The sequence below is a fragment of the Borreliella carolinensis genome (assembly GCF_032595855.2).
Taxonomy (GTDB): Bacteria; Spirochaetota; Spirochaetia; order Borreliales; family Borreliaceae; genus Borreliella; species Borreliella carolinensis.
Genome location: NZ_CP132453.1, coordinates 51,277 through 77,712, shown reverse-complemented (window position 1 = coordinate 77,712; position 26,436 = coordinate 51,277). Strand labels below are relative to the sequence as shown.

At 27.7% G+C, this 26,436-nt stretch carries 25 protein-coding genes; 11 read left to right on the top strand and 14 right to left on the bottom strand.

Annotation, left to right across the window (positions count from 1 at the left end; genetic code table 11):
- Window positions 1-3: 3 nt before the first annotated feature.
- The 13 genes from QIA46_RS00395 to QIA46_RS00335 form a co-directional block, all read right to left on the bottom strand.
- Entirely contained in the window at window positions 4-1,254 is a 1,251-nt protein-coding gene (locus QIA46_RS00395) for an ABC transporter permease (RefSeq protein WP_301341281.1), read from the bottom strand.
- Complete coding sequence (locus QIA46_RS00390) at window positions 1,251-1,931, bottom strand: ABC transporter ATP-binding protein (protein ID WP_317268051.1); 681 nt, start codon at window positions 1,929-1,931, stop codon at window positions 1,251-1,253. The genes QIA46_RS00395 and QIA46_RS00390 overlap by 4 nt, the downstream gene beginning before the upstream one ends.
- 4 nt (window positions 1,932-1,935) lie before the next feature.
- Window positions 1,936-3,186: an ABC transporter permease gene (locus tag QIA46_RS00385; protein ID WP_317268050.1), complete on the bottom strand. Its 1,251-nt coding sequence runs from the start codon at window positions 3,184-3,186 to the stop codon at window positions 1,936-1,938.
- Entirely contained in the window at window positions 3,187-4,215 is a 1,029-nt protein-coding gene (locus QIA46_RS00380; RefSeq protein ID WP_317268049.1) for a hypothetical protein, read from the bottom strand.
- A complete protein-coding gene (gene ftsY / locus QIA46_RS00375; protein WP_317268048.1) occupies window positions 4,212-5,057 on the bottom strand; it encodes a signal recognition particle-docking protein FtsY in 846 nt (281 codons plus the stop codon). Before ftsY ends, QIA46_RS00380 begins: the two co-directional genes overlap by 4 nt.
- A gap of 36 nt (window positions 5,058-5,093) precedes the next feature.
- Window positions 5,094-6,503, bottom strand: a complete 1,410-nt coding sequence (locus QIA46_RS00370) for a hypothetical protein (protein WP_317268047.1) — start codon at window positions 6,501-6,503, stop codon at window positions 5,094-5,096.
- A protein-coding gene (prfB, locus tag QIA46_RS00365; protein ID WP_317268046.1) for a peptide chain release factor 2 occupies window positions 6,485-7,562 on the bottom strand; the annotation gives its coding sequence in 2 pieces (ribosomal slippage) (window positions 6,485-7,504 and window positions 7,506-7,562; 1,077 coding nt in all). Before prfB ends, QIA46_RS00370 begins: the two co-directional genes overlap by 19 nt.
- A gap of 15 nt (window positions 7,563-7,577) precedes the next feature.
- On the bottom strand, window positions 7,578-8,138 hold the full coding sequence (locus QIA46_RS00360; protein ID WP_317268045.1) for a hypothetical protein: 561 nt from the start codon (window positions 8,136-8,138) through the stop codon (window positions 7,578-7,580).
- Entirely contained in the window at window positions 8,135-10,453 is a 2,319-nt protein-coding gene (locus tag QIA46_RS00355) for an RnfABCDGE type electron transport complex subunit D (protein WP_317268044.1), read from the bottom strand. Before QIA46_RS00355 ends, QIA46_RS00360 begins: the two co-directional genes overlap by 4 nt.
- A 7-nt stretch (window positions 10,454-10,460) precedes the next feature.
- Complete coding sequence (locus tag QIA46_RS00350; protein ID WP_317259985.1) at window positions 10,461-11,933, bottom strand: hypothetical protein; 1,473 nt, start codon at window positions 11,931-11,933, stop codon at window positions 10,461-10,463.
- Window positions 11,934-11,948: 15 nt separating this feature from the next.
- On the bottom strand, window positions 11,949-12,410 hold the full coding sequence (locus tag QIA46_RS00345) for a divergent PAP2 family protein (RefSeq protein ID WP_014023328.1): 462 nt from the start codon (window positions 12,408-12,410) through the stop codon (window positions 11,949-11,951).
- A 14-nt stretch (window positions 12,411-12,424) separates the two neighbouring features.
- On the bottom strand, window positions 12,425-13,663 hold the full coding sequence (locus QIA46_RS00340; RefSeq protein ID WP_317268043.1) for an aminopeptidase: 1,239 nt from the start codon (window positions 13,661-13,663) through the stop codon (window positions 12,425-12,427).
- A 9-nt stretch (window positions 13,664-13,672) separates the two neighbouring features.
- Window positions 13,673-14,554, bottom strand: coding sequence for an HAD family hydrolase (locus QIA46_RS00335; protein ID WP_301341270.1), 882 nt, complete (start codon window positions 14,552-14,554; stop codon window positions 13,673-13,675).
- Window positions 14,555-14,668: 114 nt separating this feature from the next.
- On the opposite strand from QIA46_RS00335, the gene QIA46_RS00330 reads away from it, so the two are divergent.
- The 5 genes from QIA46_RS00330 (at window position 14,669) to QIA46_RS00310 (ending at window position 19,672) form a co-directional block, all read left to right on the top strand.
- Window positions 14,669-16,447, top strand: a complete 1,779-nt coding sequence (locus tag QIA46_RS00330; RefSeq protein WP_317268042.1) for an aminopeptidase P family protein — start codon at window positions 14,669-14,671, stop codon at window positions 16,445-16,447.
- Window positions 16,444-17,133 carry a hypothetical protein gene (locus QIA46_RS00325; RefSeq protein ID WP_317259981.1) on the top strand — a complete coding sequence of 230 codons (690 nt, stop codon included), beginning with the start codon at window positions 16,444-16,446 and terminating at the stop codon, window positions 17,131-17,133. Before QIA46_RS00330 ends, QIA46_RS00325 begins: the two co-directional genes overlap by 4 nt.
- Before the next feature lie 34 nt (window positions 17,134-17,167).
- Window positions 17,168-17,665, top strand: coding sequence for a peptide deformylase (gene def / locus QIA46_RS00320; protein WP_317268041.1), 498 nt, complete (start codon window positions 17,168-17,170; stop codon window positions 17,663-17,665).
- Window positions 17,662-18,600, top strand: coding sequence for a methionyl-tRNA formyltransferase (gene fmt / locus QIA46_RS00315; protein ID WP_317268040.1), 939 nt, complete (start codon window positions 17,662-17,664; stop codon window positions 18,598-18,600). Before def ends, fmt begins: the two co-directional genes overlap by 4 nt.
- Before the next feature lie 64 nt (window positions 18,601-18,664).
- Window positions 18,665-19,672: a PASTA domain-containing protein gene (locus QIA46_RS00310; RefSeq protein WP_317268039.1), complete on the top strand. Its 1,008-nt coding sequence runs from the start codon at window positions 18,665-18,667 to the stop codon at window positions 19,670-19,672.
- A gap of 49 nt (window positions 19,673-19,721) precedes the next feature.
- On the opposite strand, the gene QIA46_RS00305 is transcribed toward QIA46_RS00310, so the two are convergent.
- Window positions 19,722-20,438 carry a 16S rRNA (uracil(1498)-N(3))-methyltransferase gene (locus tag QIA46_RS00305; RefSeq protein WP_317268038.1) on the bottom strand — a complete coding sequence of 239 codons (717 nt, stop codon included), beginning with the start codon at window positions 20,436-20,438 and terminating at the stop codon, window positions 19,722-19,724.
- 73 nt (window positions 20,439-20,511) lie between these two features.
- Here QIA46_RS00305 and trxA point away from each other — a divergent pair, with 73 nt between their 5' ends.
- The 6 genes from trxA to QIA46_RS00275 all read left to right on the top strand — a co-directional run bounded on the left by trxA (window position 20,512) and on the right by QIA46_RS00275 (window position 26,435).
- Window positions 20,512-20,865 (top strand): thioredoxin, encoded by a 354-nt coding sequence (gene trxA, locus QIA46_RS00300; protein ID WP_317268037.1) that lies wholly within the window; start codon window positions 20,512-20,514, stop codon window positions 20,863-20,865.
- 83 nt (window positions 20,866-20,948) lie between these two features.
- A complete protein-coding gene (ybeY, locus tag QIA46_RS00295) occupies window positions 20,949-21,407 on the top strand; it encodes an rRNA maturation RNase YbeY (RefSeq protein WP_317268036.1) in 459 nt (152 codons plus the stop codon).
- Complete coding sequence (locus QIA46_RS00290) at window positions 21,408-22,187, top strand: hemolysin family protein (protein ID WP_317268035.1); 780 nt, start codon at window positions 21,408-21,410, stop codon at window positions 22,185-22,187. It begins immediately after the preceding gene.
- Window positions 22,184-24,154, top strand: a complete 1,971-nt coding sequence (locus tag QIA46_RS00285) for a tetratricopeptide repeat protein (protein ID WP_317268034.1) — start codon at window positions 22,184-22,186, stop codon at window positions 24,152-24,154. Before QIA46_RS00290 ends, QIA46_RS00285 begins: the two co-directional genes overlap by 4 nt.
- Before the next feature lie 72 nt (window positions 24,155-24,226).
- Window positions 24,227-25,234, top strand: coding sequence for a type I glyceraldehyde-3-phosphate dehydrogenase (gene gap / locus QIA46_RS00280; RefSeq protein WP_301341259.1), 1,008 nt, complete (start codon window positions 24,227-24,229; stop codon window positions 25,232-25,234).
- Between the two features lie 19 nt (window positions 25,235-25,253).
- Window positions 25,254-26,435, top strand: coding sequence for a phosphoglycerate kinase (locus QIA46_RS00275; RefSeq protein ID WP_317268033.1), 1,182 nt, complete (start codon window positions 25,254-25,256; stop codon window positions 26,433-26,435).
- Window position 26,436: the final 1 nt, after the last annotated feature.

Genomic DNA, 26,436 nt, shown 5'->3' with positions numbered 1-26,436 from the left:
AAACTATCTTAAGATTTCTTTTTCTTTTAGATTTGAGACAATGTTAAGCGGAATCAGTGTGGTCAAAATGTTTATCAACATATAAAGGCCAAGAAGTGTTAAGCTAAAGCTTAAGCTTAAATGTATTTGAAATTCAGATACGTAATATTCTGAGTTTAATATTTCAGAATTTTCTTCTCCAAATATTTTTAAAAAAAAATTTAAAACATTATCAACAAAATTTATTAAATAAGATATTTTAAGTGTTAAATAATTTCCAATTATTATTCCAATTCCACAAAAGGTGGTGCTTAATGTGAGCGATATCAAAAGAAATATTATTTTTATGTTTAAATTATTCATTCCAATTGATTTTAGTATTGCAATTTTCTTTTTATTTTCAAAAATAAGCATTGAAAGGGACGAAGATATATTGATGCTTGCAAATATTATAATCAAAGCCATAATGAATATTAAAAGTTTTTTACTTATATCTAGATTATTGTATTTATTTGAGTAAAGTTCATAGAATGTTTTTATTTGGAATTCTTGAAATTCGGTTTCTAAATTCTGTTTTAAGATTTCATTGTTTTTTATGGAATTGGAATTTGTTTTAAGTCCAAGTATGCTTTTTGAAAATTTTTTTGACATTAAATTTTCGTTTTCAAAAGAAATCAGCACCAAATTATTATCGATATCTTTTAATCCGGTTTCAATTATTCCTGAGATATTAAATTTTTTTATTCTGGGCATTATTTTGTTATTTTTTGTATTTGGAATCAAAACATCAATTTTTTCATTAAGATTTAAATTAAGTTTATTTTTTATTTGATTTGAAATGAGTATAGAATCCTTTTTTAAATTTTTAGTACCCTTTATTAATTTTATTGATTTATTTTCTAATATGAATTTATTTTCTATTGCTCTTATTAATACACCTTGTTTTTTATTATTTCCAATAATTCCATAAGTTCTTTTCTCAAAAAAATAATTCAAATCCTTGTAATTATATTTTTTTTTAAGAGAGCTTAATCTGTCTTTTAGATAATAAGTTATATTTGTATCGTTGTATTCTATTTGCATTGAAAATCCTTCACTTTCAATATATTTATTAATAGTAGAAGTCATAATGTTGCTAGACATATAGTAGACGATAATTAATGGAATCATTACTAAACTTAATGATATTCCAGAGCCTATTAAAGCTATTTTATTTGTTGAATTTTTAAAAATTAAATACGCAATTTTTATAATTTCTGGTAGCTTTAGTATCATATTTTTTTTAATGTCCTATCTTTGAATTCATATTTTGAATCTGCTTTGTTTGCAAATTGCGGATTGTGACTAACCAGTATTAATGTTTTTTTAAAATTTTTTGCTGTATTGATAAGTAGATTTTCTACAGTTTTAGCTGTGCTTAAGTCTAAATTTCCCGTAGGTTCATCGCACAATATTATATTCGGTTCATTGATTAGTGCTCTAGCAATAGCAACTCTTTGTGATTCGCCTCCTGAGAGCTCTGAAGGATAATGATTTGCTCTGTTTTCTATTTTTAATATTTTCATGAGATCGAAAGCTTTTTTATTTATTGTTTCTTTTGTTTCTTGGCCCGAAATAATTTGAGGTAAGATTATATTTTCAATTACACTAAATTCATTTATTAAATTATAATTTTGGAATACCAAACCTATTTGTTTGTTTTTATACAAACTTAGTGTTTTTTCATTTGCATTTTTCAAAAATATTCCACACGATATTATTTCTCCAGAATCTATTTTGTCAATTCCTGAAATCATGTTAAAAAGAGTTGATTTTCCACAGCCACTTTTTCCTTGGATTGAAATAAATTCACCCCTTTTTACGGTTAAGTTTAAATTTTCTATTACTTGAATTTTTGTTTTATTTTTTTTATATGCTTTGCAAAGATTTTTTATAATTAATATATTGTCCATTTTACTACCCATTAATAGTTTCAATGTTTTTTTGATTTCCAATTTTTTTTGTTGCCTTCACGCTTGAATAAATTGTAGAAAAGCATGCAAAGCAGAAAGTAAATGCCAAATCGCTTAAAAATAATTTAGGAGTAATTATATTTTTTACTATTTGTATTTTAATTCCATCTATTTTTAAAGCCAATATTTGATTTAAAAAATTTATTAAAGTGTTTACCAGATTGTCAATTATTTTTAAAATTTCATTTATATTTAAGGAAATGGAAATGCCAAGCACCAAGCCAAGAAATCCCCCTACAGTGCAGATTATTATTGAGTGAATAAAAAAAATTTGCTTTATTCTTTTTATTCTCAGTCCCATGGCTAATAGTATTAAAATAGCTTTATTTTTGTTTATTATTATTCTTTTTTGAAGATAATATGCATTAACGGCAATAATAATGAAAATGCTTGCTAAAATAATTAGCATAGTATTTCGTTCTATTTTCAATATTTTATAGAATTCTTTATTGTATTCATTCCAGGGTTTTACTTTAATTTTTGGATTAATAGTCTTGATCTTTTCAATTAATTTATTACTTGGATTTAAATTTTTTGTTTTTACTTGGTAATTAATGCTAGAATTATGTAAAATTTTATTTTTAATGAAATAGTCTATATTCATGAAAATTAAAGTTTCATTTATTTTTGCATAATTACTTTTAAAAATGGATTTTATTTTAAAGCTTTTTATATCATTTTCTAGCGATATAAGTGTTTTTATTTCATCAGTTATTATTAATTCTAGCAGGTCATTTTCGAATAGGTTGAAATTGTGGGAGAGTACATTTCCAATGATGATTTCATTGTCTTTAAGATCTAGATCATCTTTTTTAAGTCCTGTAAATGAAATAAAATTTTGGTCTTGTTTGAGATCTTTAATATCAACGGCAATGATATTTAAAATAGTTGGATAATAATAATTTTGAATTCCAATGCCCTGTGTTTCGTATATTTTATTTATATGTTTTATTCCCTTAATCTTTTTAATTTCTTTGATTTCTTCTTGAGTAAGTTCATTTTCTATTTTTAAGTTTCCACTTTCCACATTTGTAATGCTGAGAAAAAAATCGTTTTGAAAACCATTCATGATTGATATTGTTAAGATAATTATTATTTCACCTAAGGCAATGCTTAATATTATTACAATTGTAAGGGCGAGGCTATTTTTTTCTTCTAGTATTAATTTTTTAAGCAAAAAATTTCTTATACCCATTTAATTTGTTCCTACTGGGTTTTCTTCGGTGACTTTGCCGTTCTTGTGTTTTACCCTAAGAGCAGGTTTTTTATTGTAGTAAATTTCTTCTTCATATTCATTATCATTGTAGTATTCGGTTTTTAGATAAATAATATCGTTCTCATAAATTTTTTTGCTTTTTAATTGATTGTCTTTGTTATATTCGTATTCAATTTTAGTATTGGTGTATTGGTCTTTATCCTTTTCTTTGGTGTTTTTAAAAATTATCATATCAGATTCGTTGTATTGAAAATCATTTATTTTTATAAGTTCATTATTTTTATATGTTTCTTCTTTAATCAGATTGTTTGCCTTGTAGGTAGATATTATTTTTGTATTCTCTTCTTCAAAGGTATTTACCATTTCTCCTTTATCTAGATATTGGTTTTTTTCTTTGGATTTTATTTTATTATTAACAATTATTGTACTGTTTGAATTTCTTTTTTTGTCATCATATTTTATCACTTTTGTTGTTGCTTTTTTGATGTCAAAGTATGTAGATTTTATGTCCCCATTAATTCCATAGTTCCAAATTTGAAAATTTGATCCTGTTATTTTTAGTAATTTGCCATTTTCATCTTTAGAATAATATATTAATTTTGGGTTTTGGTGTTTTGTTTTTAAATTTTTAGATATTAAGTTCCCGTTTTCATAAAAGTAATTTGCTGTTTCAAGAATTTTTCCTTTGTTGTCATATTCAATTTCTTGTATTTTGTTATTTAAATTGTCGTAAACCTCTTCTTTTTTTTTTGTATCTTTTGTATCATAAAATGTAATTTTTTTTGTGTTTTCTGTGATTTGAATTGTTTTGCATTTTATTAAGTTATTTTCTTTGTATAAGTAGAGCTTTTCAGTATCATCAATGGAATAATACTCAATGTAAAACCCTGTTTTTGGTTTTTCGTTTAATTTTTGGTATTTATTGAAAAATGCATCAGATGCAAAATAGCTTTTTGCATAAATAATTTGTGGTATAAATAGAAGAAATATTAATTGTTGTTTTTTCATAGTAATTTATTAAGATATTCATTAATATCAAATTCTTTAATATCTTTTAGTTGTTCTCCAAATGTAGTAAAGTATATGGGCTTTTCAAGAATTTTAGAAATGTTTATTATTGTGCCGGCTCTTGAAGATGAATCAAGTTTCGTGATTATTATTCCGTCTATTTCTATTGCTTTATTAAAAATTTCTGCTTGGCTATTTGCATTTTTTCCGATAGTAGAATCTATTACAAGTATTTTTTGGTAATTGATGTTAGTGTTTTTTATTTGCTTTAATATTACATTGTTTATTTTTTGAAGCTCTTTTATTAAATTTTCTTTATTTTGCAATCTTCCGGCTGTGTCAATAATTAGTGCATCGTAATTTTTAAGTTTAGCGCTTGATATGCTGTCGAATATTACAGCTGATGGATCGCTTCCTTGGTTTTGAGATATTACTCTGATCCCGATTTGTTCTCCATAAATTTTTATTTGTTCAATTGCAGCTGCTCTGAATGTATCGGCGGCCGATATTAAAATATTTTTGCCCCCATTTTTTAATTTATTTGCAAGCTTTGCTATGCTTGATGTTTTTCCAATTCCATTTATACCAACTATTAGCAAAATGTTTAGTTTGTTATTTTCTAGAGTAAATTTTTTTGTGTTAATATAATTACTTAAAAGTTCTTTTAGTTTTTCAATAATGGTTTTTTCAGTTTGATTTTTTTCTTTTGTTAATTTATTTATTATTTCTATTACAATTTCATTATTAATGTCTGACTCTAATAAAATGTCTTCTAAATTTTCAATAACATTTTCTTGTTGTTTATCTTTAAATAAATTTTTTATTTTTTCTAAAATACCCAAATGTTTGTTCTCCTATTTTATTTCAGATTATTAAGTCTATTCTCCCATATTTGCTTCTTTAATATATTCTACTAAATGAGTTATTAATGAGATAAAGCTGCCAATAGTTAAAGTGATGCCCGCTCCAAATAGAAATGTTGCTGTCATTTGTTCTGCTTTTGCCATATAAACATCCTCTGCTGTTAATCTTTTGTTGATAAAGTGATTGCCTGTTATCGTGTAAAGTTTCTCTGAATTGTTAAGTAATGTTCCTGCAAAAATGGTTCCTATTGTGCTTAATGTAAAAACAGCCAGATTAACATAAAATTTATCTCTTGTGTCGATAAGTCTATTTTTGTTAGTTTTTATCATTTCTATTTCTACTCGATCTTCTTCTTTATTTATTAACTTGAATTTATCTTTATACCCTTTAGATTTAAGCAAAATGATATCTTGATTTTCGGGTTTTTCAATTTCAATTGGGGTTTCGCCCATAAATATGCCTTTTTTAAAAACTTTAGATTGTACATTGCTCGTAATTGATACTTTTTTAGAGGTTGTTCTTTTTAAATCAATATTTAATATTATTGAATCTGCATTTTTTACCATTCTTTTAATAGAGTAGTTTTCAAAATTTGTACTTGTGATTTGTATTTCAATTTCTTTGTTTGGGAGTTTAGAAATGTCAAAAATATTATCGTAATAAATTCCTTTTGAAACAAATTTTTCATTTATATAGATTTTTGCATCTGGATTGTTTTTTACGTTAATGTTGATTTTTAAAAATTCTCTACCCAGTATTTCTTTGAAGCTGTGTTTTGTTATTTGATCTGCAATATCATTAACGGAAGATGATGTTTTAAATACTGCTTTTTTAGTATCAATTTTCTCAGGAGTGATGTTACTAATTTCTAGTAAATAATAATTTTCTATTTTTTTCAGGTCAATATAGTTAATAAAAAATAATTTTTCTCTTATAAAAAATTCTTTATTTAAATTTGATATATTTGTTTGTTCTTCGATTTTTTTATGGTTTACTTTTAGTTTGTTTAAATTGTTAAAATATTCTTCAAATTTTTTTTGTTTACTATTAATATTTTGAATCTCTTTTTTAAGATCATCAATTTTGGTTTTGGTGTCATGCTTTTCTTTTGCGGTTATTATGTTTTGAAGTTTTTTTTTATCAATTTCTTTTTTTAATTTGCTAATTTCAAGTTCTGTTTTTATTATATCTTGGTTTATATAAATGTCTTTAATTATGTTCTTGTCATCATTGTTTACTATATGTTCTGTTATTTTATCATAGATTTTGTCCAATTGTTTTTCAATTCCTTTTTTAAGATCAATATTTTCTTTTTTTGTATTAATGATATAGGAAAAGTTGTACTCAATATTACTTTGAGAATGTATTTTGCATATTGCAAAGACTAGCAATGGTATTGCTAGTTTTAGTTTAAGCTTTTCCATTTTAGATACTCTTCTATGAAATTGTCTATATTGCCGTCCATAACTGAAGTGGTGTTTGAATTTTCAAATTTTGTTCTGTGATCTTTTACCAAATTGTAAGGTTGAAATACGTAGGATCTTATTTGGTTGCCCCAAGAAATTTCTTTTTTTGTGTCTTGCTTGGATTTATTTTTTTCTTCTTCTTTTCTCTTATAGTATTCGTAAAGTTTTGATTTTAAAACTTTCATTGCCAAGTCTTTGTTTTTGTGTTGGCTCCTATCGCTTTGAGATTGAGTTACTATTCCTGTTTCAATGTGAGTTATTCTTACTGCAGAAGATGTTTTGTTGACGTGTTGTCCTCCGGCTCCCGATGCCCTGTATGTATCAATTCTTATGTCTTCTGGTTTGATTATTATTTCTATTTTGTCATCAATAACAGGGTCAACAAATACGGATGCAAAAGAGGTGTGTCTTTTTTTAGCAGCATCAAAAGGAGAAATTCTTATAAGACGATGTATTCCGACTTCACTTTTTAATAGTCCATAAGCATATTCTCCTTTGATTTCTATTGTAACAGATTTAATTCCACCTTCTGCTTCAAGTAAATCAATAAGTTCTATTTTGTATTTTTTTCTCTCGGCGTATCTTGAATACATTCTGTAAAGCATTGCAACCCAGTCACATGCTTCAGTGCCTCCAGCTCCAGAATGAATAGTTAAAAAAGCATTGTTTGCGTCAAGCTCTTCTTTAAAGTAAGAAATTGTAAGTAAATCTTTGTATTGTTTTTCAAGTGCATTAAATTCAATTTCCAAGCTGTTAGTGTCTTTTTCATTTTCAACAATTTCACACAAATCGCTTAAGTCTTTTATTTTATTTATTAGCTCTTCCCACGGAACAATTTTGTTTTTCAAAATACTTTGAGCCTTAATTACTTCTTGAGCTCTTTTAGGATCATTCCAAAAATTTTTTTGGTTTATTTCTTTTTCATATTTTTCGATTTTAGCTTGAATTTCATTTTTGTCAAAGCTTCCTCCAAATGTCTTCGGCCTGTTTAAACAATGTATTTATTTTTTCTTTCATTTTTATTTCTCGCTATTATTGATTGTATATTAATATAATTATATTTGGAATTAAAGATAAAATAAACATTATAAAAAAATATATTGGTTCGTTTTCCAATATATTGATTTTAGGGTTTTTATCAAAGTTTTTTTTTACCGATGTTATTGACATTAAAGCGATTAGTATGCCAAGTGCAGATAGAATAAGTATTTCTAATCCTTCAAAAAATCCGTTGTTCTTGTCGAGTGCAAAGAATGTTATTGCAATTAAGCTGTTATTTGAAAGCATGAAATCGTTTGAATAATTTGATTTTTTGTTATAAACAATAAATATATCATTTAATGCTTTAAATGATAATATCAACACGTAAATTAAAATTACATAAAAAATTGGTATTAAGAACAGTAAATTATTCTTTGTAAACAGTTTGTAAAGATAAAACGATATTGAATATATTAATAAAGAAGTAATTGTTATTATGATGTACCTTTTTATTAAGGCTACATTGTTTTTTATTTTTATGTCCTCAAGTCCAACAAAGTGTATTAAAGTTAAATTGTTAATAATCAAGCATGTAATTAAATTACTGGTCATAATTTTATTATATCCTTTTCATTCTCAAGAGGATTTTTGAATGCTTTTTCTTTATTTGTTTTCAAAATATGCATTATTTTTTTAATTTTTAAGGTTAAGCTATATTTTTTTATTAAGTTTGAGCTTATTTGTAAGATAAAAATAGATATTATGGTCGACAAGGTTTCAAAAGGAATATAGCTTAATGTAAAGAAGTATATAAATGCCAATATTGATCCGTAGAGTATTTGCTCAAATTTAAATTGTGGCGATATTTGCAGTTCTGTTGCCATTGTAAATATTAACAGCATTGGGATTGGAGAAATAAGCAGTGTTAGCATATCGGAGCTGATGTGGCTTAGCACCCCTATATTATGCGCTGTGTATGAGATTGCCATCAGGCTTATATAAAATGATAATGGTATTAATTTGTTTATTATATATTTGCCAACTATTAACAAGAGTCCAAAATAAAGCAAAAGAGGAGATATTTTTTTTTCGTTGTTAACTCCCAAAAAACTTTCAATATGAAATCTTGTGACAATTATATTAAAAACAGAAAAAATGTTTTGATTTACAAAGTTTTCAATTGCATCAATTTTTTTGTTTTCATATCTTGTTAAGGTATTTAAACTTTTTAAATTTTTTGTGTTTGGATTTTTTTCAATTATTTCATTCCAGGTTGGAATTATTGAGTTTGAATTTTTAATTTCCTCTTGATAGGTTTGCTTAAAACTTACTGGAAAATTTAATACAAAAAACATAAAAGAAATTAATATAGGGTTTGCTAAAAATGCTGATAGTCTGAAAAAGTAAAAGAATACTAAAAAAGTAAATAATAAGGAGGTTATTTTTAGTGTAATTTCTAAATCTAAAGGCAATATAATGCTCATCATTAAGGCGGCGTAAACAAAAAAAGACAAGCATTTGTAATTAATTTTTAGCATTATAGGTATATAGACCACTACACTAATAAATATTAACAGTAAAGTGTCTGTCATGAATTTTGTGTTATTTAAGAAAGAAAATATCAGGCTAGGTGATAGTGATAGTATAATAGCAAAGTATATGTCTTTTAAATTGTTTTCGGTGTATACCACCTCATTTATTAGGCTTTCATTTAGAATTTTGCCTTTAATTTCTTTTTGAACCTTATGTATTTCTTCTTCTACTTCTTTTTCTGTATAATTAAATATTTTTAATTTACTGTTATTATTAATTTTTTCATTCTTTAAGAATGAAAAAATAATATTTTCCATTTGCAATGGTGAAAAACTGGACATAAAAAATGCTTTAATTTTGTCATATATTGACTTTTTCTTTAATATGGTGAGGCTATAAATATCTCTTGTTATTGGTATGTTTAATGTATTGATTTTTATTTTATTTGCTGGATTGTTTAAAAAAATTTCATATTTTTTTGTATCAATTTTTTCATTTATTAGCTGACTGAAAGAAGTCCCAATTTTTACTTTCAGTATTCTGCTTTTTATTTTTTTATTTCCATTTATAGCTACAAATTTTTCTTTATAAGGGTTGTTATTTTTTATGACAAGGTTTGCATTGTATAGATCTTCAATATTTGCTAATAAAATATTATTGTGGGGGTTTATATCGTCTTTTGTATTTTTATTGTTGTATAAAAAGTGCATTATCATTTCATGATTTGTATAAGGATATGCATTTTCTAAAGATTTAATTTTTATTTTTCTGTTTTTAAAAATACTCAATTTTTCAAATTCTTTTTTAAGTTTTTCTTTATTTGATATTATTATTATTTCTTTGAATTTAAATATTTTGTCGATTATTTGGAATCCTGAAAAAATTTCTTCTAATTTTTCTGCCATCAGTGCTTCTGAAATATTTGTAAATATATCTTTCCCATTGGTTAATAAAATCATTTTGTCTATTTTTTTACATTTGTTTATGAATTGAAATAAAGAATTTTCGTTAAACCAAGGAATTCCTAGTTGAATTAATTTTTCCAGGGTCTTTTCTCTTGAAGTCCCCTCTTCAATTGGTTTTTTTTCGGTTTTTATTTTTCCTTGAAATTTGATTAATGCTGATTTTAATTTTTTTCCATCTGGAAAGTTGGCTGTGTATATTTTCTCTACTATTCCAGATATTGGAGAGTATGTGTATAGCTCTATGTTTGAATTTTTAGATAAAATTTGATTTTCTTCTATTTTTTGTTTTTCAATTATGTATATTATGGATTTTGAATTGTCTGTTTCAAGGGGTATTAGGGCATATTCAGGTATTTGAATCTCATTAATGTTTATCTCGTATTTATTGTATTTTTTAAAAATTGTTTTTACTTTTTCTAAGTCTAGCATTAGCTATTTATCCTTGAATATATTTTTTATAGGTTTTTTCATTTATGTTTAAAAGAATTGTAAATCTTATTGCTTTAAATAGGAATAGTAATAGAAAGAATGGTAAAGAGAAGAAGAAAAGTATTTTGTAATTTTTTTTATCTGTGTTTATATTATTCTTGTTTTCTTTGTATATTAGGATTGGATTTTCATTTTTTAAAAACAGACTTGCAAGATCTTTTTTAAGAATTTCATCAATAAATGATTTGTCTACTTCGTAAACAGTTTTAGGATTAATTTCTATCTTGCCGTTTTTGATTTCAAAGTAATTTTCTTTTATATCTTTAGGAATTTTTCCATATTTAGCAGTAAGATTGTATCTTAGTTCATTTTGATAGAGAATGTGGGACAGGTATCCTATAATATTGGGTATGTCTTTGTTGTATCCTAGCATTATATAAATATTGTTAGGATTTAAATAATCAAAGTAATTTAATTTTTTACTGTAAAGGTAATTAATGTTTTTATAAGAATTTAGCATATAGCTTGAATAAGCAAAAGGAATTAATGAGAGCGTAAATAGCAGTAGATGTATTGCTATTTTTGACTTTAAAGTTTTTTTCCTTTCTATTTTTTTCTCTTTAATTTCGATTGGGAATAAAAATGTATCTTTAAAATTGCTTTCTGTTTTGACCCAGCTGAAAATTAAAAAAATGCAAAGAGTTGGTATTGCAACAAATGCAATAAAAGTGGGGTCAATGTTTATAGTAAAAAAGGTTGTGATTGCAATGAAATATAGGGTTGTGAATATAAATAAAAATAATAAGTGTTTTATTTTTGTCATTAGTGTTAAAAAATTTATTTCTTTTAAATATATTTTATTATAATTTTTGTTAAAATTGCTGATTATTGAAAATAGCAAATAAGATAGAACTGTAAATGGATAAAAGTACATTATTTCTTTACTTATTATAAAAATAAGAGATGAAATTAATAGAAAAATTAAAGTAAATATAGAGTTTGTTGGGTCTAAAAAAATTAATAAAATTATTATGATTAGAAATATTATACCTGAAAGAAAATTAATTTTTGTTTTGTGGTCAAGAGAATGCATTTCGGCATTAATGTTGAGTTCTTTTTTTAGGTTTTTAAAATTTATAGTTTTGAACCTGTTTTCAACATAAAGAAGTTTTTTATGCTCTATGTTGAAAAGATTGGGGAGTTTTTTTAAAAATATACTTTTTCTCAGGTCAAGATTGTTAAGTTTGTTTGTCTCATTTATTGTGATTTTTTTATTTTCGGGGAAGTCTAAAATGTCAATTTTTGTTGTGTATTCTGAGATTGTTTTGTATCCTAGTGAATTTATATATTCATTGGCAGTTTTTAGATCATTTTCATTTTCAAAGTATAAAGGTTTGTAGTCTCCAAATTGAGCTACATCGCAGGAAGTGATAAGTGGTATTGTTGTAATTAAATATAAAAAACCTAAAAAACGCACCATTTATTTTTTCCTATGCTAAAAATAGCACACAATATACGCAGAGGCTATTCCTATTATTATGCCCGTTAGAACCTCTTTCTTTTTATGCCCCTTGACCACTTTTATTTTTGTTGTGTCAATTTTTATTTCTTTTTTTAATTTTTCTGATAATGCATTCAAATATTCTGCTTGAACTCCAGACATGTATCTTACGCCGAAAGAATCTCTTATTGTAATGAGGGCAAATGCAAGAGCTATTATAAAATTTGTATTTATTCCTTCAGTTAGTGCAATTGAGGTTGAAAGAGCGGTGACTGTTGATGAATGACTGCTTGGCATGCCCCCCGTTTCTAGAAAAATTTTTTTTAAAAGATGTGCGGGAGTTAGTTTTAACTTTCTTGTTTTTGCGGTTTGAATACCATATTTAATCACTTGAGCAGAAATTCCTGATACAAGACAAGATAAAAAAAGATCATTGGTAAGCAATGCTCTTATCATTATTAAGCCTCCCTTTATATTGCGAATTTGCCAGCTTTTATGATTGTGTACTCTTTTCCATTTTTGTCCACGCCAACGACATTCAGGTCATCGCTTCCAATCATTAAATCTGTATGTATTAATGAAACATTGCATCCATAATTTAGTTTATCGGCATCAGTCTTTAAATCTTCTTCATTGCTTAAACAGGACGGATATGCAGCTCCTAGTGCTATGTGACAACTTGCATTCTCATCATATAATGTGCTGTAAAAAATAAGATTGCTTTGATAAATAGGGGAGCTGCTATCAACTAATGCTACTTCTCCTATATATTTTGCTTGAATGTCGGTTTCAATATGGGATTTTAATATTTCTTTTTCTTTCTCGCCATTACAGCCAAAGTCAACGACTTTTCCATTTTCGAATTTTAGCCACATTTCAGATATTAGCGTTTCAAGAACCATAACGGGGCGGGTGGCGTACACAATGCCTTTTGTTTTTTTATAGTTTGGAGTTGTAAAAACTTCTTCTGTTGGCATATTGGCATTGAATTCTATTTCTGTTCCTTTGACCTTTTCGCTTCCACCTGTCCATAGGGAAGTTTCAAGCAGATATACTTCCAAGTTTGTTTTTTCATTTTTAAAAATTACCTTTTCTAGATTAAGTTCATTTAATGTTTTGCATCTTTTGTGAAGCTTTTCCCCGTGGGATTCCCAATTTTTTATTGGATCTTCTCTATCAAGTAGTAATATTTTCTTTTGTATTTTGAAAAATTCTTCTAAAGTTTGACTTCCTTCTTTTTTATTTAGAACTTTGGAAGCCCATTTTGGGCCTGGTGCACAAACAACGCACCAAGCTATTTCGTTACTCATTATCGCTTGCGATAAAGTTTTGCTGGCCAGATTTAAGGCTTTTTGATAAATTGACATTTTTTGACCAATGTTTTCTCTCAAGTCTTCAAAATTTTCTGTATCATCGACGTTTATTCTTGCCCATTTATCTTGAACCATTTCTTCTAAAAAGCTTTTTTCGGCATTTGGAATAAATTCTAAGTTTTCTTCTTGTGAAAATTTTAATCTTGATTTTAAAATATCAATGTCTTTAATATTTAGCTTGACATACTTAGCCCCATGTGCATAAGCTTTTTTTGCTAATATTTTCAAAAAATTATAATTGTCGATTGAACCTTGAATTAAAACACATTGATTTTTTTGTAAATTAATTCCCTTTAAAATTATAAGCTCTGCGTATTTTATTAAATCTTTCTCCATTTATTCCTCCTAAATAGGTTCTTCTAAGACATTCTCATTGATGTAGTTTGCAACGGCTTCTTCATCATTTGTTCCTATTACTTCTAAGTAAGGAAGCATTGCTTTTAATCTATAATTTGCATTTCCCATTATTAATCCCTTTTTTACATTTTCTAGCATATCAGTATCATTAAAACCATCTCCAAAAGCTATGGTTTCACTTAAATCAATATTTATAGTTTTAAGAACTTCTTTTAACGCATTTCCTTTAGAAACTTTATGATCTACAATTTCTAGTGAATTTGGAGTAGAAAGGTATGCATTTATTTCTCCTTTATATTTCTCTAAAATCATTGCTTCATACTCTATTAGGCTTTCTTCTCTGCCAGCCAATATTATTTTTGCAACATTTTCAAAATTTTCAAGTTTGCTAAAGTCTTTAATTTCTTGAATTTTATTGAGTGAACTTACTATTTCATGTCTGAAGATATTGGATTTTTCTTGCAATTTTTTGCATTGATCAATTGCAATTTTAGTTTTGATGTCAATATTTAATTGGTCGTCGTTTTGATCTGCTTTATGTAAAAAATGGGGTATATGACTAAATTTCTCTTCTCTTAAATTTAAAATTTTCTTTACCACCTCAGCAGATAAATTATGACTTTTTATTAATTTCCAGTCTTGGTTGTAAACCTTTGCTCCGTTTAATGTGATGAAAAATGAAACTCGCAGTTGATTTATTTTTTTTGTAATTTGAATGATTTCATTTTTACTCCTTCCTGTTGCTATTATGAATTTCTTTTTTTCTTTTGTTAATTTTTTAATTACAAGTTCTGTAAAGGCTCCAATATAGCTTTTTGACAGTAAAAGAGTGCCATCAAGATCAGAAGCAACCGCTTTAATATTTTTCATGTTTTATCCTCTAGGAGTTAATTTCAAGCTAAATTATATCAAATAAAAAATTTTTTTTAAATTGATAATTATTTGGTATACTAGTATTAGTAGGTTGTATAAAGGGGATTTTTTTTGGATATTAATAAAAGAATAGCTTTACTTAGAGATCATATGAGGGATAATGGAGTTGATGCTTATTTGGTAGCAGGCTATGATCCTCATTTTAGTGAATATTCTCATGAAAGGTATAGCACTCGTAAGTTTATTACAGGTTTTTCTGGTAGCTTTGGTATGGTAATCGTAACATTATCCAAAGCCGTTCTTTTTACGGATGGTAGATATTTTTTACAGGCCGAACAAGAACTTAAGGGAACTGAGGTTGTATTAATAAAGCTTGGAGTAAAAGGATCTCCTGATATTTTTACGTATATAAATTTAAATCTTCAAGGATCAAAACTTGGCATTTATTCAGATGAGATTAGTATAAAGTTTTATAAAGAGTTGTCTGAAAAATGTAAAAATACGCATATCAGGGGTTTAAATCAAGACTTAATTGATTTAATTTGGAAATCCAGGCCCCAGCTTGAGTTTAGCCGTATATTTGAATTGGTTGATGCTCAGAAGAATAATAAAAGAATTGAAAAAATCAAATCTATTTATTTGATCTTAGAAAAGAATTTATCAGATTTTTATGTTATTACTGCTCTTGATGAGATTGCTTGGATATTGAATTTAAGAGGAGCGGATGTTAAAGAATCGGCGTTGTTTTATTCGTTTCTTTTAATATCTAGGAATAAAGATCGAAAAAATGTTCTTTTTGTTGATATAAAAAAACTTGATTCAAGCGTTAAAGAAGCACTTGAAATGGAAAATTTTGAAATAGAGCCTTACAGTAATTTTTACTGTTTTTTGGACAAAATAAAGCATGAAGGTAAATTTTTTGTTTCATTTTATGCCAATGTTAGGATTTTAAAAGTTCTTGGTGAGGCTAATATCATTTTAGCAGAGAGCATTGTAAGCAGTCTCAAGGCATTAAAAACCGATTATGAACTTCTTAAGATGAAAGAGGCGCATATTATTGATGCTATTGCATTGATTAAATTTTTGCGTAAATTTAAAAGTCTTAGCAAGGTTGAATTAGCCGAATTAGATGAAATAGATATTGCTGATATGCTTTTGCATTTCAGGAAATTGAATAAAGATTTTTTTAGTTCTAGCTTTGATTCAATAGTTGGTTTTAGAGAAAATGGAGCTCTTCCGCATTATAAGCCCAAAAGAGGTAAAAAAATAAATACCAACGGCCTTCTTTTGATTGATTCTGGGGGTTCGTATTTTGGACTTGGTACAACAGACGTTACAAGAGTTTTTTTAATAGGCGATGCTTCTGATGAAGAAAAGCGTGATTATACTTTGGTTCTTAAGGCTTTCATTAACCTTTCTTCTTTAAAGTTCCCATATGGATCTTCTGGAGCTTTTCTTGATGGAATTTGTAGATTGCCGCTTTTAAAAAATGAATTGAATTTTATTCATGGCACCGGGCACGGTGTTGGGTTTTTCCTCAATGTTCATGAACTTCCAGTTTCAATTAGTCCTAGTTCCAGTTATCCTTTTAAAGGATCTGAGGTGGTTTCAATTGAGCCTGGTCTATATCGAACATTTAGTCACGGAATAAGAATTGAGAATTTAGTTTTTGTAAAGCAAGCTTTTACAAATGATTTTGGATCTTTTTTAGAGTTTGAAAATTTAACTCTTGTTCCTTTTGAAAAAGAATTGATAGTAAAAGAAATGCTCTCAGAAGATGAGTTAAATTACATTAATGATTATCATGAATGTGTGTTTTTAACCTTAAAAGATCGTTTTGACGATGAAAGAGAGTTGGAATTTTTAGCAAAGCTAACAAGCAAAATATGAGATTTATAATTGTATTTTTAATGATTTTAAATCAAGGATTTTTAAATTTGTTTTCTTTGCCCCCTGAAGATATTATTTTTGAAAGTTCTTATGAGATTGCAATTAAAAAAGCTCAAAAATTAGGTAAAAATGTTTTAATTTTGGTTGGCAGAGATATTAAAGAAAATTTAATAAAAGATTTTTTAAATTCTTTTGCAAATGATGAAATTATTCACAGGGTATATAGAAAAAGTGTTTTTTTAGTTATTGATAAGGATAATGAAATTTTTAATAAAATTAATTTACAAAAAAGTCCAACTATTTTTTTTGTTGACTCTAAGAATGAGCAAATAAAGGCAGCTTATGTGGGTGCTGTTTTAAGCAGTGTTCAATTTGATAAGGATTTTTTAAGCTATGTTATGGGAGCTATAAAATCGACAAGTGTTTTAAAAAAGCAAAAAGATTATGAAATTAATACTGCTGATGAGAGAACCTTTTTTTATAAAACATTAAAAGGTGATTGGCGATTAAAGTTTAATGGCAAAGACAGAAAGCTTGTTCTTTTTGATACAGATCTTAAAGAATTTTTAGTTTTTAAAGATATCAATGAAAACAAGCTTTATGCTATTCCCAAGTCCAGGATTGGTAATATTTATTTTTCATTATTGGGAAATGAGGAGTGGAAGCTTTTTGGAAAGATAAAATAAGTGTCTTTTTTGTTTGAAGGGGGGATGAGTTTTTATGGAAATGGTATTTTATCCTAATGATTTGCTTCGTGTTAAGACAAAACAAATCGATAATATTGACAATAAGATTAGAGATTATGCTAAAAAGATGATAGAATTGATGGATATTAGCGGTGGAGTTGGGCTTGCTGCTCCCCAAGTAGGTCTTGATTTGTCGCTTTTTGTAGTTAGAGAGAATAAAATGGCAAGGCCTTTGATTTTTATTAATCCTTCAATCATAGAAACTTCTTATGAGCTTAGCTCTTACAAAGAAGGGTGTTTAAGCATACCAGGGGTTTATTATGATGTAATGAGGCCTAAGGCTGTTGTGGTAAATTTTCATGACGAGAATGGAAAATCTTTTACTATAGAAAATTCTAATTTTTTGGCAAGAATTATTCAGCACGAAATGGATCATTTAAATGGAGTTCTTTTTATTGATTATTACGAAGAAAAGTTAAGAAATAAATTGTTAAAGCCTTATATGAGAGAAAGAGGGTTTAAGGCAAAATGAAAATATTTTTTGTAAGCTCTTCTTCTATTGCTTTAGAAGTTTTCAAAGAGATTGTAAAGTGTTATGAAGTGGTGGGGGTTTTGACTTTGCCTGATAAACCTAAGGGTAGGGGGCAAAAGTTAAGCCAAAATGTAATAAAGGTAGAGGCTATTGCTAGGAATATTAAAGTTCTTGATCCTTTAATTCTTGATGATAATGTATTAAATTTAGTTAAGGATTTAAATCCAGATTTAATGTTAGTTTTTTCTTATGGCAAAATTTTTAAAAAAGAATTTTTAAATCTTTTCCCAAAAGGGTGCGTCAATGTTCATCCTTCTCTTTTGCCCAAATACAGAGGTGTTTCTCCGATACAATCTGCAATTTTAAATGGTGATTGTGTTAGCGGCATTACTATTCAGCGTATGGCTTTAGAAATGGATAGTGGCAATATTTTAGTGCAAAAAAATTTTAAAATAAGGTCTTATGATACAAGTCGCGATATTTCAAAACTTGTATCAAGTCTCAGTCCAAGCCTTGTGCTAGAAGCTTTGGAAAAAATTAGTAAGGGGTTTTTGGGGATTCCTCAAAAATCAAACGAAGCTACTTTTTGTTCTTTTTTTAAAAAAGAATCTGGATTTATAGATTTTAATCTAAGTGCATTTGAGATTAAAAACAAAATTAATGCGTGTAATCCTTGGCCACTTGTAAGAGCTAGGCTTAATGATAGCGACATTATTTTTCATCGCGCCGATTTTTTGGAGGTAGATTTATATAAGGAGAGAAAAGTAGGAGAAATTGTTGATTTTAATCCCAAAAAAGGATTATTTGTTAATACCGGGAAAGGGATTCTTTTACTTTTAGAGGTTCAAAGAGCTGGAAGAAAGGTTTTGGATTTTAAGTCTTTTTATAATGGAAGTAGGCAGCTAATAGGACAAGTGTTTTCTTCAATAGAATAGGGGGGGATATATTAGTTTTAATAATAATGACAATTTAGAAAATAAATTTTCTAATGAAGAGGAATTGTTTAAAAATAAATTAGATCTGGCTCAGAGTGATAAAAATTGCAATAATGAAATGTTGATTTTGCCTAAAACTACAATTAAGGCATTGCTTTTAGTTATTTTTGGATCTTTAATTGTTGCTTTTGCAATTTTCTTTATGGTTTTAGAAAATAACGAGATTACAGTCGTTCCAAATCTTTATTCTCTTACTATTGAGGATGCTGTTGTTGAATTGCAGAAAAAAGAGTTAATTCCGTATATTGAATTTAAATTTTCTTCAAGCGCTCTTGATAAGGGGAAAGTAATAGATCAAGGTCCAAAACCAGGAACTGTTTTAAGACATGGCAATAAGGTTATAATTTTCATTAGCAAAGGGGCTATAATAAATAGAGTTGATAATTTTATTGGTAAAAACATTGATGATGTTATTATCAATTTAAATGCTAATTCTTTTGATAATTCTAAATTACTTTACCATATTGGAAATCCACTTGAGGTTGAGAGCGAATTGCCAAAAGGCATAATAATTAGTCAAAATCCGTCACCAGGCAGTCAAATATCAAGTTTAACGGATCTTCAATTTTTAATTAGTAAGGGTAAAGATCGTTTGGAAAAACATGTTAAAAATTATATTGGAATTTATTATAAAGATGCGATTGCTTCTCTTTTAAATGATGACATTAGCTTTGACATTGATTTGGCAAATACTAACGATTTTGGAAATATTATTTTTCAGTCTATTCCACCCGGAACTAAAATAAATGAGCCAGATAAAATTTTAATTACTATTGCAAAGCCCAAGGTTGACAATAAAATTGTTTTTGGAATTTTGACTTATAAATTAAGGCAACATCCATCTTATGTTGATATATCTGTTAGGTTAAAAGGCTTGGATGGTAAAAATTCTTTAATGTATTCTTTTAAGTCAAAAGGAGGATTGATTAAGTTGCCCTATGAGGTTCAAAAAGGTTCTACGATTGAGCTTTATATTTATGATAAGCTGATCAATCAAACAGTTATTAATTAATTTTGCTTAAATGGATTGAATTAAAACGATAAAAAAATCTAACATAAAATCACATATTAATTAGTTTTGATGCTGTAATAATAGCTGCAGCAATTGTGGCTGTTTCTGTTCTTAGGATATTTGAAGATATGCTGTGAGAGGAAAAATTATGTTGAGCTATTAATTGTTTTTCTTTTTCCGTAAATCCTCTCTCAGGCCCCACAATAATGGCCGCATTGTTTATTTGTTTTATATCAATTAAATTTTTTTCACTATTTTTTTCAAGTAATATTTTTGTTTCAAAATTTTCTTGTTTAATATACTTAAGGCTATCTTTCAAATTTTTCATAATTTTTATTTTTGGTAAGTACGTTACTCCCCCTTGCATTGCTCCGGCTATTAAATGTTTTTCGCAGTCATTGTTTTTAAAGATTTTAGAATTTAAGTATGATTTTTCGGTAAGCTCAGTGTTAAAAAAAATTATTTCGCATATTCCAATGCTAGCAAGTTCTTTTATGATTCTTTTGGCAACGATTGGTCTTATCATTCCAATTAGTACATTTAATTTTTTAAGTTTATTAGACTCATCTATTTTAAAGATTTTCTTGAAAAATAGTTTTTTATCTTTTTTGTAAATGCAATGGTAAATGTTTTTCTCTCCAAGAATGCCAAATTTAAATTTGTCGTTATCTTTTAATTTTAAGATTTTAACAAGATGTTTTGCCCTAGTATCATTTAGTGGAATTCCTGTTTTAAATTCACTAAAAGTTATTAACATTAGATTCATTTCTTATAATTCCTTATTATTAATATTGTATTTGTGATATAATTTTAAGTCGATAGGGGGGCATGTAAAATATATGGCTATTTCTTTAACCGAAGAAGATTTTGTTGTTAAAGTTTTTGATTATAAAAACAATAAAGAGTGGAATTTTAGAGGCGATAGGCCTGCAATAATTGATTTTTATGCTAATTGGTGTGGTCCATGTAAAATGCTTTCTCCGATTTTTGAAAAACTTTCTAAAAAGTATGAGAATAGTATTGATTTTTACAAAGTAGATACAGACAAAGAGCAAGATATTTCTTTTGCGCTTGGAGTACAAAGTCTTCCAACTCTTCTTTTTATTCCCATTGATGGTAAGCCAAAGATTTCTGTTGGCTTTTTGCAAGAAGATGCTTTTGAAAACATAATTAAGGATTTTTTTGGTTTTTAGTTTGCAAAATAAAATAATTTAATTGCTATAGCAATTAATCATATTTGTAAGTTATATATGGATTATTCTAAGGTATATTTAATTTGTCCAAATCTGATTTGAATTTATTGGTAAAAAATATTAAATTTGAACACATTAGTGTTTTTTATGATTTTATTGTATCTGTTTTGAATACTCTTTCTATTGTCGATTTTGAACTTTCAGTGATTCTTTGTGATAATGTTTATATACAAGAATTGAACAAGAAATTTAGAAACAAGAACGAGCCAACCGATGTTCTCTCTTTTAATTATAATGAACTTAACGAAGATTTGGTTGATGGTATAAATTATAAAATACAAGGAGATCTTGTCATATCTTTTGAATATTTAAAATTTAGCGCGCAAGAGTTTAATGTTGAAATTTATGAAGAACTTCAACGTGTAACTATTCATGGGATTTTGCATTTAATGGGATATAAACATGAAACCAATGATTTTCAAAAGGAAGGTATGTTGATTCTTCAAGAAAATATCTTAAGAGAAAATAAAAGGGTATTTTAGATGTTGGGATTTTTTAATTTTAAAAACAAAAAGAAGAAAAAAGGAAGCCCAGAAAATGATCTTGAAGATAAGTCGAATATTGGAACTTCTTTGATAAAAAATTTCAATGCGCTTAAAGAGACTATTGTAAAAGAGATTATGGTTCCTAGGATAGGAGTTATATTTGTTGATTATGCTAAGAGCAAGGATGAGCTTTTAAAGGTTGTAACATCTAGTAGTCATTCAAGATTTCCTGTGTATCATGGCACTATTGACAATATTGTTGGGATAATTCATACAAGAGACATACTATTGCATATGTGTAAGAAAGATTTCTACGAAATAGACTTAAAAGATATTATGCGAAAGGTTATGTTTGTTCCGGAAAGCAAAAAAACAGACTCTCTTTTAAAAGAATTTCAAGAGAATCATGTTCATATTGCAATTGTAGTTGATGAGTATGGTGGGGTTTCCGGGCTTGTAACTCTTGAGGATATTCTTGAAGAGATAGTAGGAGACATTCAAGATGAATTTGACAATGAACTTGATGAGATAGTTCGCCTTGATGATGGGTCTTATCTTTGTGATGCAAGAATTTTAATAGAGGATTTAAATGAGAAACTTAATTTAAATTTGCCAAATGGAGACTTTGATACTCTTGGCGGTTTCGTTTATGATCTTTTTGGAAGGATTCCTTTGAAAAATGAAAAGGTGGAATATAACAATTTGATTTTTTCGATTAAAAATATGCATCAAAGAAATATTAAGGTTATAAAGATTGCCAAAAAGGAAGGTTTATGAATTTTAATCGGTTTTTAATGTTATTCCTTTTTAATTTTAGTATTCTATTAGGAAGTGACACTACAGCATTAGGACATTATCAAAAGGCCCATGAGTATTATTTATCTAAAAGGTATTATGATGCTATTGATGAACTTGTTGAGGCTATAAAAATTAATCCCAATTATTATGAAGCTTATAAATTTATTGCATCAATTTACTATTCTCTTAAGATATATACTCAAGCACAATTTTTTATAGAGAAAGCCTCTAAAATGTCTAACGAGGACACCGAGTATAAAATTCTTTATGCAAATATATTATTAAAAAATAATAAAATTGATCAAGCAAAAAAAATTTATTCTGAGGTTTTAGTTAAACAGAGAAATAATATTGATGCTTTGGTTGGACTTGCTTCAATTTTTGAAAAAAATGGATTATTTATAGCCGCTGCTAATTATTATTTATCTATTCTTGATTATAGTCAAAATAATTATAGTGCTTTTGAGCATCTTATTGATATTTATCAAAGGCTGGGAATGCACGACAAGATTAGGCACTTGATAAATAAAGTCAGGGTAAATTTTTTATCTTTTCCAGATTTTCATAAAAGAGTAGCTGAATTTTACATTAGCATTAATAATTTGGGGCTTGCTGAAAAGTATGCTTTAAATTATTTAGCTTTAATTGAAAGCTCTTACAAAGATTTTGGAGTTGTTGATGCATATCGATTGCTTGCACTTGTTTATTTGCATGAATTTAAATATGAGGATGCAATAGAGGCATTGAAGAAAGCTATTTTGGTTAATAAAGATTCTGATGAGCTTTATTATTTATTGGGATATTCTTATTTAAAATTTGGAGATATTGAAAAGGCTATTTTAAATTTGGAGCGAGCTAAAAATCTTAAAAAAGATTTAGAATTTTATAATATTGCTCTTGAGGAAAGTTTTTTTGCATCTAATTTTAGAAATTTTTTGAAAAATAATTCCAATGCTAAAATTTCTAAGCATTATGAAAATGAGGGGCTTAAAGCTCTTAAGTCCTTAAATTTAAACAAAGCATTGTTTAATGCAAAGAATGCTGTTGATATTTGGCCTGATAATGATAGTGCTAGGTTTTTGCTTTCAAAAATATACAAGCTTATGAATTTAGATATCATGGCTTATGAGCAGCTTTTTTATTTAGCAAAACAGAAAAATTCTACTGATTCTAGAATTTTAGATTTTTATGACGTTGTGTCTTTTGATGTTAGAAAGTCTTTATTTTATAAATATGGATATAAAAGCATTGCTGATTTTAATAAGCTTTACGATGACAGAGTGGTTTATAAAATGGCTATTTTTACTCAAAGTGAAAATAAGTTTTTTGGGGCAAATGATTTGATATTAAGATACGCTGAAAGGGTGCTTGAACGTAATTTAAATATGGAAATAGTTAACTATAATTTTGATTATAATAAAAATAGAGACTATTTGATTAATAATTTTTCCGAAGGATTTTCTTATTCAAGAAATAATAATTTAGATTTATTTTTAATTTTTGATTTTAAGGCAGATATTTTGAAAAATACAGCCACTTTGGTAGTGAATGTTTTTTCAGGCAAAACAGGAATTAAGGTTGTTTCTTTCTCTTATGATGTGGGGGGTATTAATTATTTAAGCAATGCTTTAAATTCTTTTTCAAAAGATTTTCATGATTATTTGCCCAAAAAAGGAAAGATTCTTCAAATTAAAAATGATGATGCTCTTATTGATCTTGGCCAAGTAAACGGGGTTGTAAAGGGTGATATTTTTTTGATTCTTAAAGAGGGTGCTTTAAACAGTGATACTAGAGATTCTGGTTTTATTGTTTACAAAAAATCAGATATTTTAGGAGAGATTTTAATTGAGGATATAAGTGATTATATTTCTAAAGGCACTATAAAATCTTCTACCTTTTTAAAGGATTATATTCAAGAAGGAGCCACTGTGCTTATAAAAAGATAGTTTGACACTTGTTATTAATTTGTGATTTAATAATTCTAGTAAGAATAAAATCAAAAAATTGGAGGATTTTGTATGAAATTGGCTATTAATGGCTTTGGACGTATTGGTAGAAATGTTTTTAAGATTGCTTTTGAAAGAGGAATTGATATTGTGGCAATAAATGATTTAACAGATCCTAAAACTCTTGCACATCTTTTAAAGTATGATTCGACTTTTGGAGTATATAATAAAAAAGTTGAGTCAAGAGATGGTGCCATTGTTGTAGATGGAAGAGAAATAAAAATTATTGCTGAGAGAGATCCAAAAAATCTTCCTTGGGCAAAGCTTGGAATTGATGTTGTAATTGAGGCAACAGGTGTTTTTTCATCAGCAACTAGCGATAAAGGGGGATATCTTGACCATGTAAATCATGCTGGGGCTAAGAAAGTTATTTTAACGGTTCCTGCTAAAGACGAGATTAAAACAATAGTTCTTGGTGTAAATGATCACGATATTAATTCTGATTTAAAGGCTGTCTCAAATGCTTCATGTACAACCAATTGCTTGGCTCCTCTTGCAAAAGTACTTCATGAATCATTTGGAATTGAACAAGGACTTATGACAACTGTTCACGCTTATACTAATGATCAAAGAATTTTGGATCTTCCTCATTCTGATCTTAGACGAGCAAGAGCCGCTGCACTTTCTATTATTCCAACTTCAACTGGTGCTGCAAAAGCAGTTGGACTTGTTTTGCCTGAACTTAAGGGTAAGTTGAATGGGACTTCAATGAGGGTGCCTGTGCCAACAGGTTCAATTGTTGATCTTACAGTTCAACTCAAGAAAAAAGATGTTACAAAAGAAGAGATTAATTCTGCCCTCAAGAAGGCATCAGAAACGCCTGAGCTTAAAGGTATTTTGGGGTATACGGAAGATCCAATTGTATCTTCAGATATAAAGGGGAATTCTCATTCTTCTATTGTTGATGGTCTTGAGACAATGGTTCTTGAAAATGGATTTGCAAAAGTGTTGTCATGGTATGACAATGAGTTTGGATATTCTACAAGAGTGGTTGATCTTGCTCAAAAACTCTTAAAATAAGTAGGCTTAAGGTAATAAAATGTCAATAAAAACAGTAAAAGACTTGAGTAGCTTTGCTGGCAAGCGAGCTTTAGTAAGATGTGATTTTAATGTTCCCCTAAAAGAGGGGAGCATTAGCGATGATACTAGAATTAAGGCTGCATTATCCACAATAGAGTATCTAAAAGAAAGAGGAGCTAGGATTGTCCTTGTAAGTCATTTGGGTAGACCAGAGGGAAAGAAAAATCCTAAATATTCTCTTAAACCCGTTGCCAATAGATTATCAGAGCTTTTAGGCCAAGATGTCAAAATGCTTTCTGATTGTATTGGAAGTGAAATTGTAAATAGTACCTTGCAAATGAAGGATGGGGATGTTGTGTTGCTTGAAAATGTAAGGTTTTATGCAGAAGAAGAGAAAAACGATAAAAATTTTGCAAAAAAACTTTCTGAAAATGGAGATGTTTTTGTAAATGATGCTTTTGGTGCGGCTCATAGAGCCCATGCTTCAACTGTAGGAGTTGCTGATTATTTGCCATCTGTTGGTGGATTTTTAATGGAAAAAGAAGATAAATTCCTTGGCGGAGTATTGAAAAATCCTGAAAGGCCATTTATTTCAATTATTGGTGGTTCTAAGGTTTCTTCAAAGATTGCGGTACTGGAATCGCTTTTGTCAAAGTCAAATGTAGTTGTGATTGGTGGCGGAATGGCTTATACTTTTTTACATTCCGAAGGATATTCTATAGGCAAATCTCTTTTAGAGGATGAATATATTGATATAGCCTCTTCTTTTTTAAAGAAAGCAAAAGAGCTAAGTGTTAAAGTAATTTTACCGCTTGATCATATTGTAGCTAGTGATTTTGATAAAAATTCAACCCCTGAGTACATTGATTCATTTAATATTCCTGAAAACAAGATTGGCATGGATATTGGAGCCAATACTTTAAAAGAAATTGAAAAGGTTATAAAAACTGCCAAAACTATAATTTGGAATGGCCCTCTTGGTGTATTTGAATTTGATTTATTTTCAAAAGGAACTGCTAAGGTTGCCGAAATGGTAGCATCTTGCTCGGGTTTAACTGTTGTTGGTGGTGGAGATTCTGTTGCGGCTGTTAATAAATTTAATTTATCTGATAAGATTACTCATGTTTCAACAGGTGGTGGTGCATCACTTGAATATCTTGAGGGAAGAATTTTGCCGGGCATTAAGGTTTTGGAGAATTAAA

Coding starts and splice junctions, on each gene's coding strand:
- QIA46_RS00395 (WP_301341281.1), bottom strand. CDS start 1,254: ATGATACTAAAGCTACCAGAAATTATAAAAATTGCGTATTTAATTTTT.
- QIA46_RS00390 (WP_317268051.1), bottom strand. CDS start 1,931: ATGGACAATATATTAATTATAAAAAATCTTTGCAAAGCATATAAAAAA.
- QIA46_RS00385 (WP_317268050.1), bottom strand. CDS start 3,186: ATGGGTATAAGAAATTTTTTGCTTAAAAAATTAATACTAGAAGAAAAA.
- QIA46_RS00380 (WP_317268049.1), bottom strand. CDS start 4,215: ATGAAAAAACAACAATTAATATTTCTTCTATTTATACCACAAATTATT.
- QIA46_RS00370 (WP_317268047.1), bottom strand. CDS start 6,503: ATGGAAAAGCTTAAACTAAAACTAGCAATACCATTGCTAGTCTTTGCA.
- QIA46_RS00360 (WP_317268045.1), bottom strand. CDS start 8,138: ATGACCAGTAATTTAATTACATGCTTGATTATTAACAATTTAACTTTA.
- QIA46_RS00355 (WP_317268044.1), bottom strand. CDS start 10,453: ATGCTAGACTTAGAAAAAGTAAAAACAATTTTTAAAAAATACAATAAA.
- QIA46_RS00350 (WP_317259985.1), bottom strand. CDS start 11,933: ATGGTGCGTTTTTTAGGTTTTTTATATTTAATTACAACAATACCACTT.
- QIA46_RS00345 (WP_014023328.1), bottom strand. CDS start 12,410: ATGATAAGAGCATTGCTTACCAATGATCTTTTTTTATCTTGTCTTGTA.
- QIA46_RS00340 (WP_317268043.1), bottom strand. CDS start 13,663: ATGGAGAAAGATTTAATAAAATACGCAGAGCTTATAATTTTAAAGGGA.
- QIA46_RS00335 (WP_301341270.1), bottom strand. CDS start 14,554: ATGAAAAATATTAAAGCGGTTGCTTCTGATCTTGATGGCACTCTTTTA.
- QIA46_RS00325 (WP_317259981.1), top strand. CDS start 16,444: ATGAGATTTATAATTGTATTTTTAATGATTTTAAATCAAGGATTTTTA.
- def (WP_317268041.1), top strand. CDS start 17,168: ATGGAAATGGTATTTTATCCTAATGATTTGCTTCGTGTTAAGACAAAA.
- fmt (WP_317268040.1), top strand. CDS start 17,662: ATGAAAATATTTTTTGTAAGCTCTTCTTCTATTGCTTTAGAAGTTTTC.
- QIA46_RS00305 (WP_317268038.1), bottom strand. CDS start 20,438: ATGAATCTAATGTTAATAACTTTTAGTGAATTTAAAACAGGAATTCCA.
- trxA (WP_317268037.1), top strand. CDS start 20,512: ATGGCTATTTCTTTAACCGAAGAAGATTTTGTTGTTAAAGTTTTTGAT.
- QIA46_RS00290 (WP_317268035.1), top strand. CDS start 21,408: ATGTTGGGATTTTTTAATTTTAAAAACAAAAAGAAGAAAAAAGGAAGC.
- QIA46_RS00285 (WP_317268034.1), top strand. CDS start 22,184: ATGAATTTTAATCGGTTTTTAATGTTATTCCTTTTTAATTTTAGTATT.
- gap (WP_301341259.1), top strand. CDS start 24,227: ATGAAATTGGCTATTAATGGCTTTGGACGTATTGGTAGAAATGTTTTT.
- QIA46_RS00275 (WP_317268033.1), top strand. CDS start 25,254: ATGTCAATAAAAACAGTAAAAGACTTGAGTAGCTTTGCTGGCAAGCGA.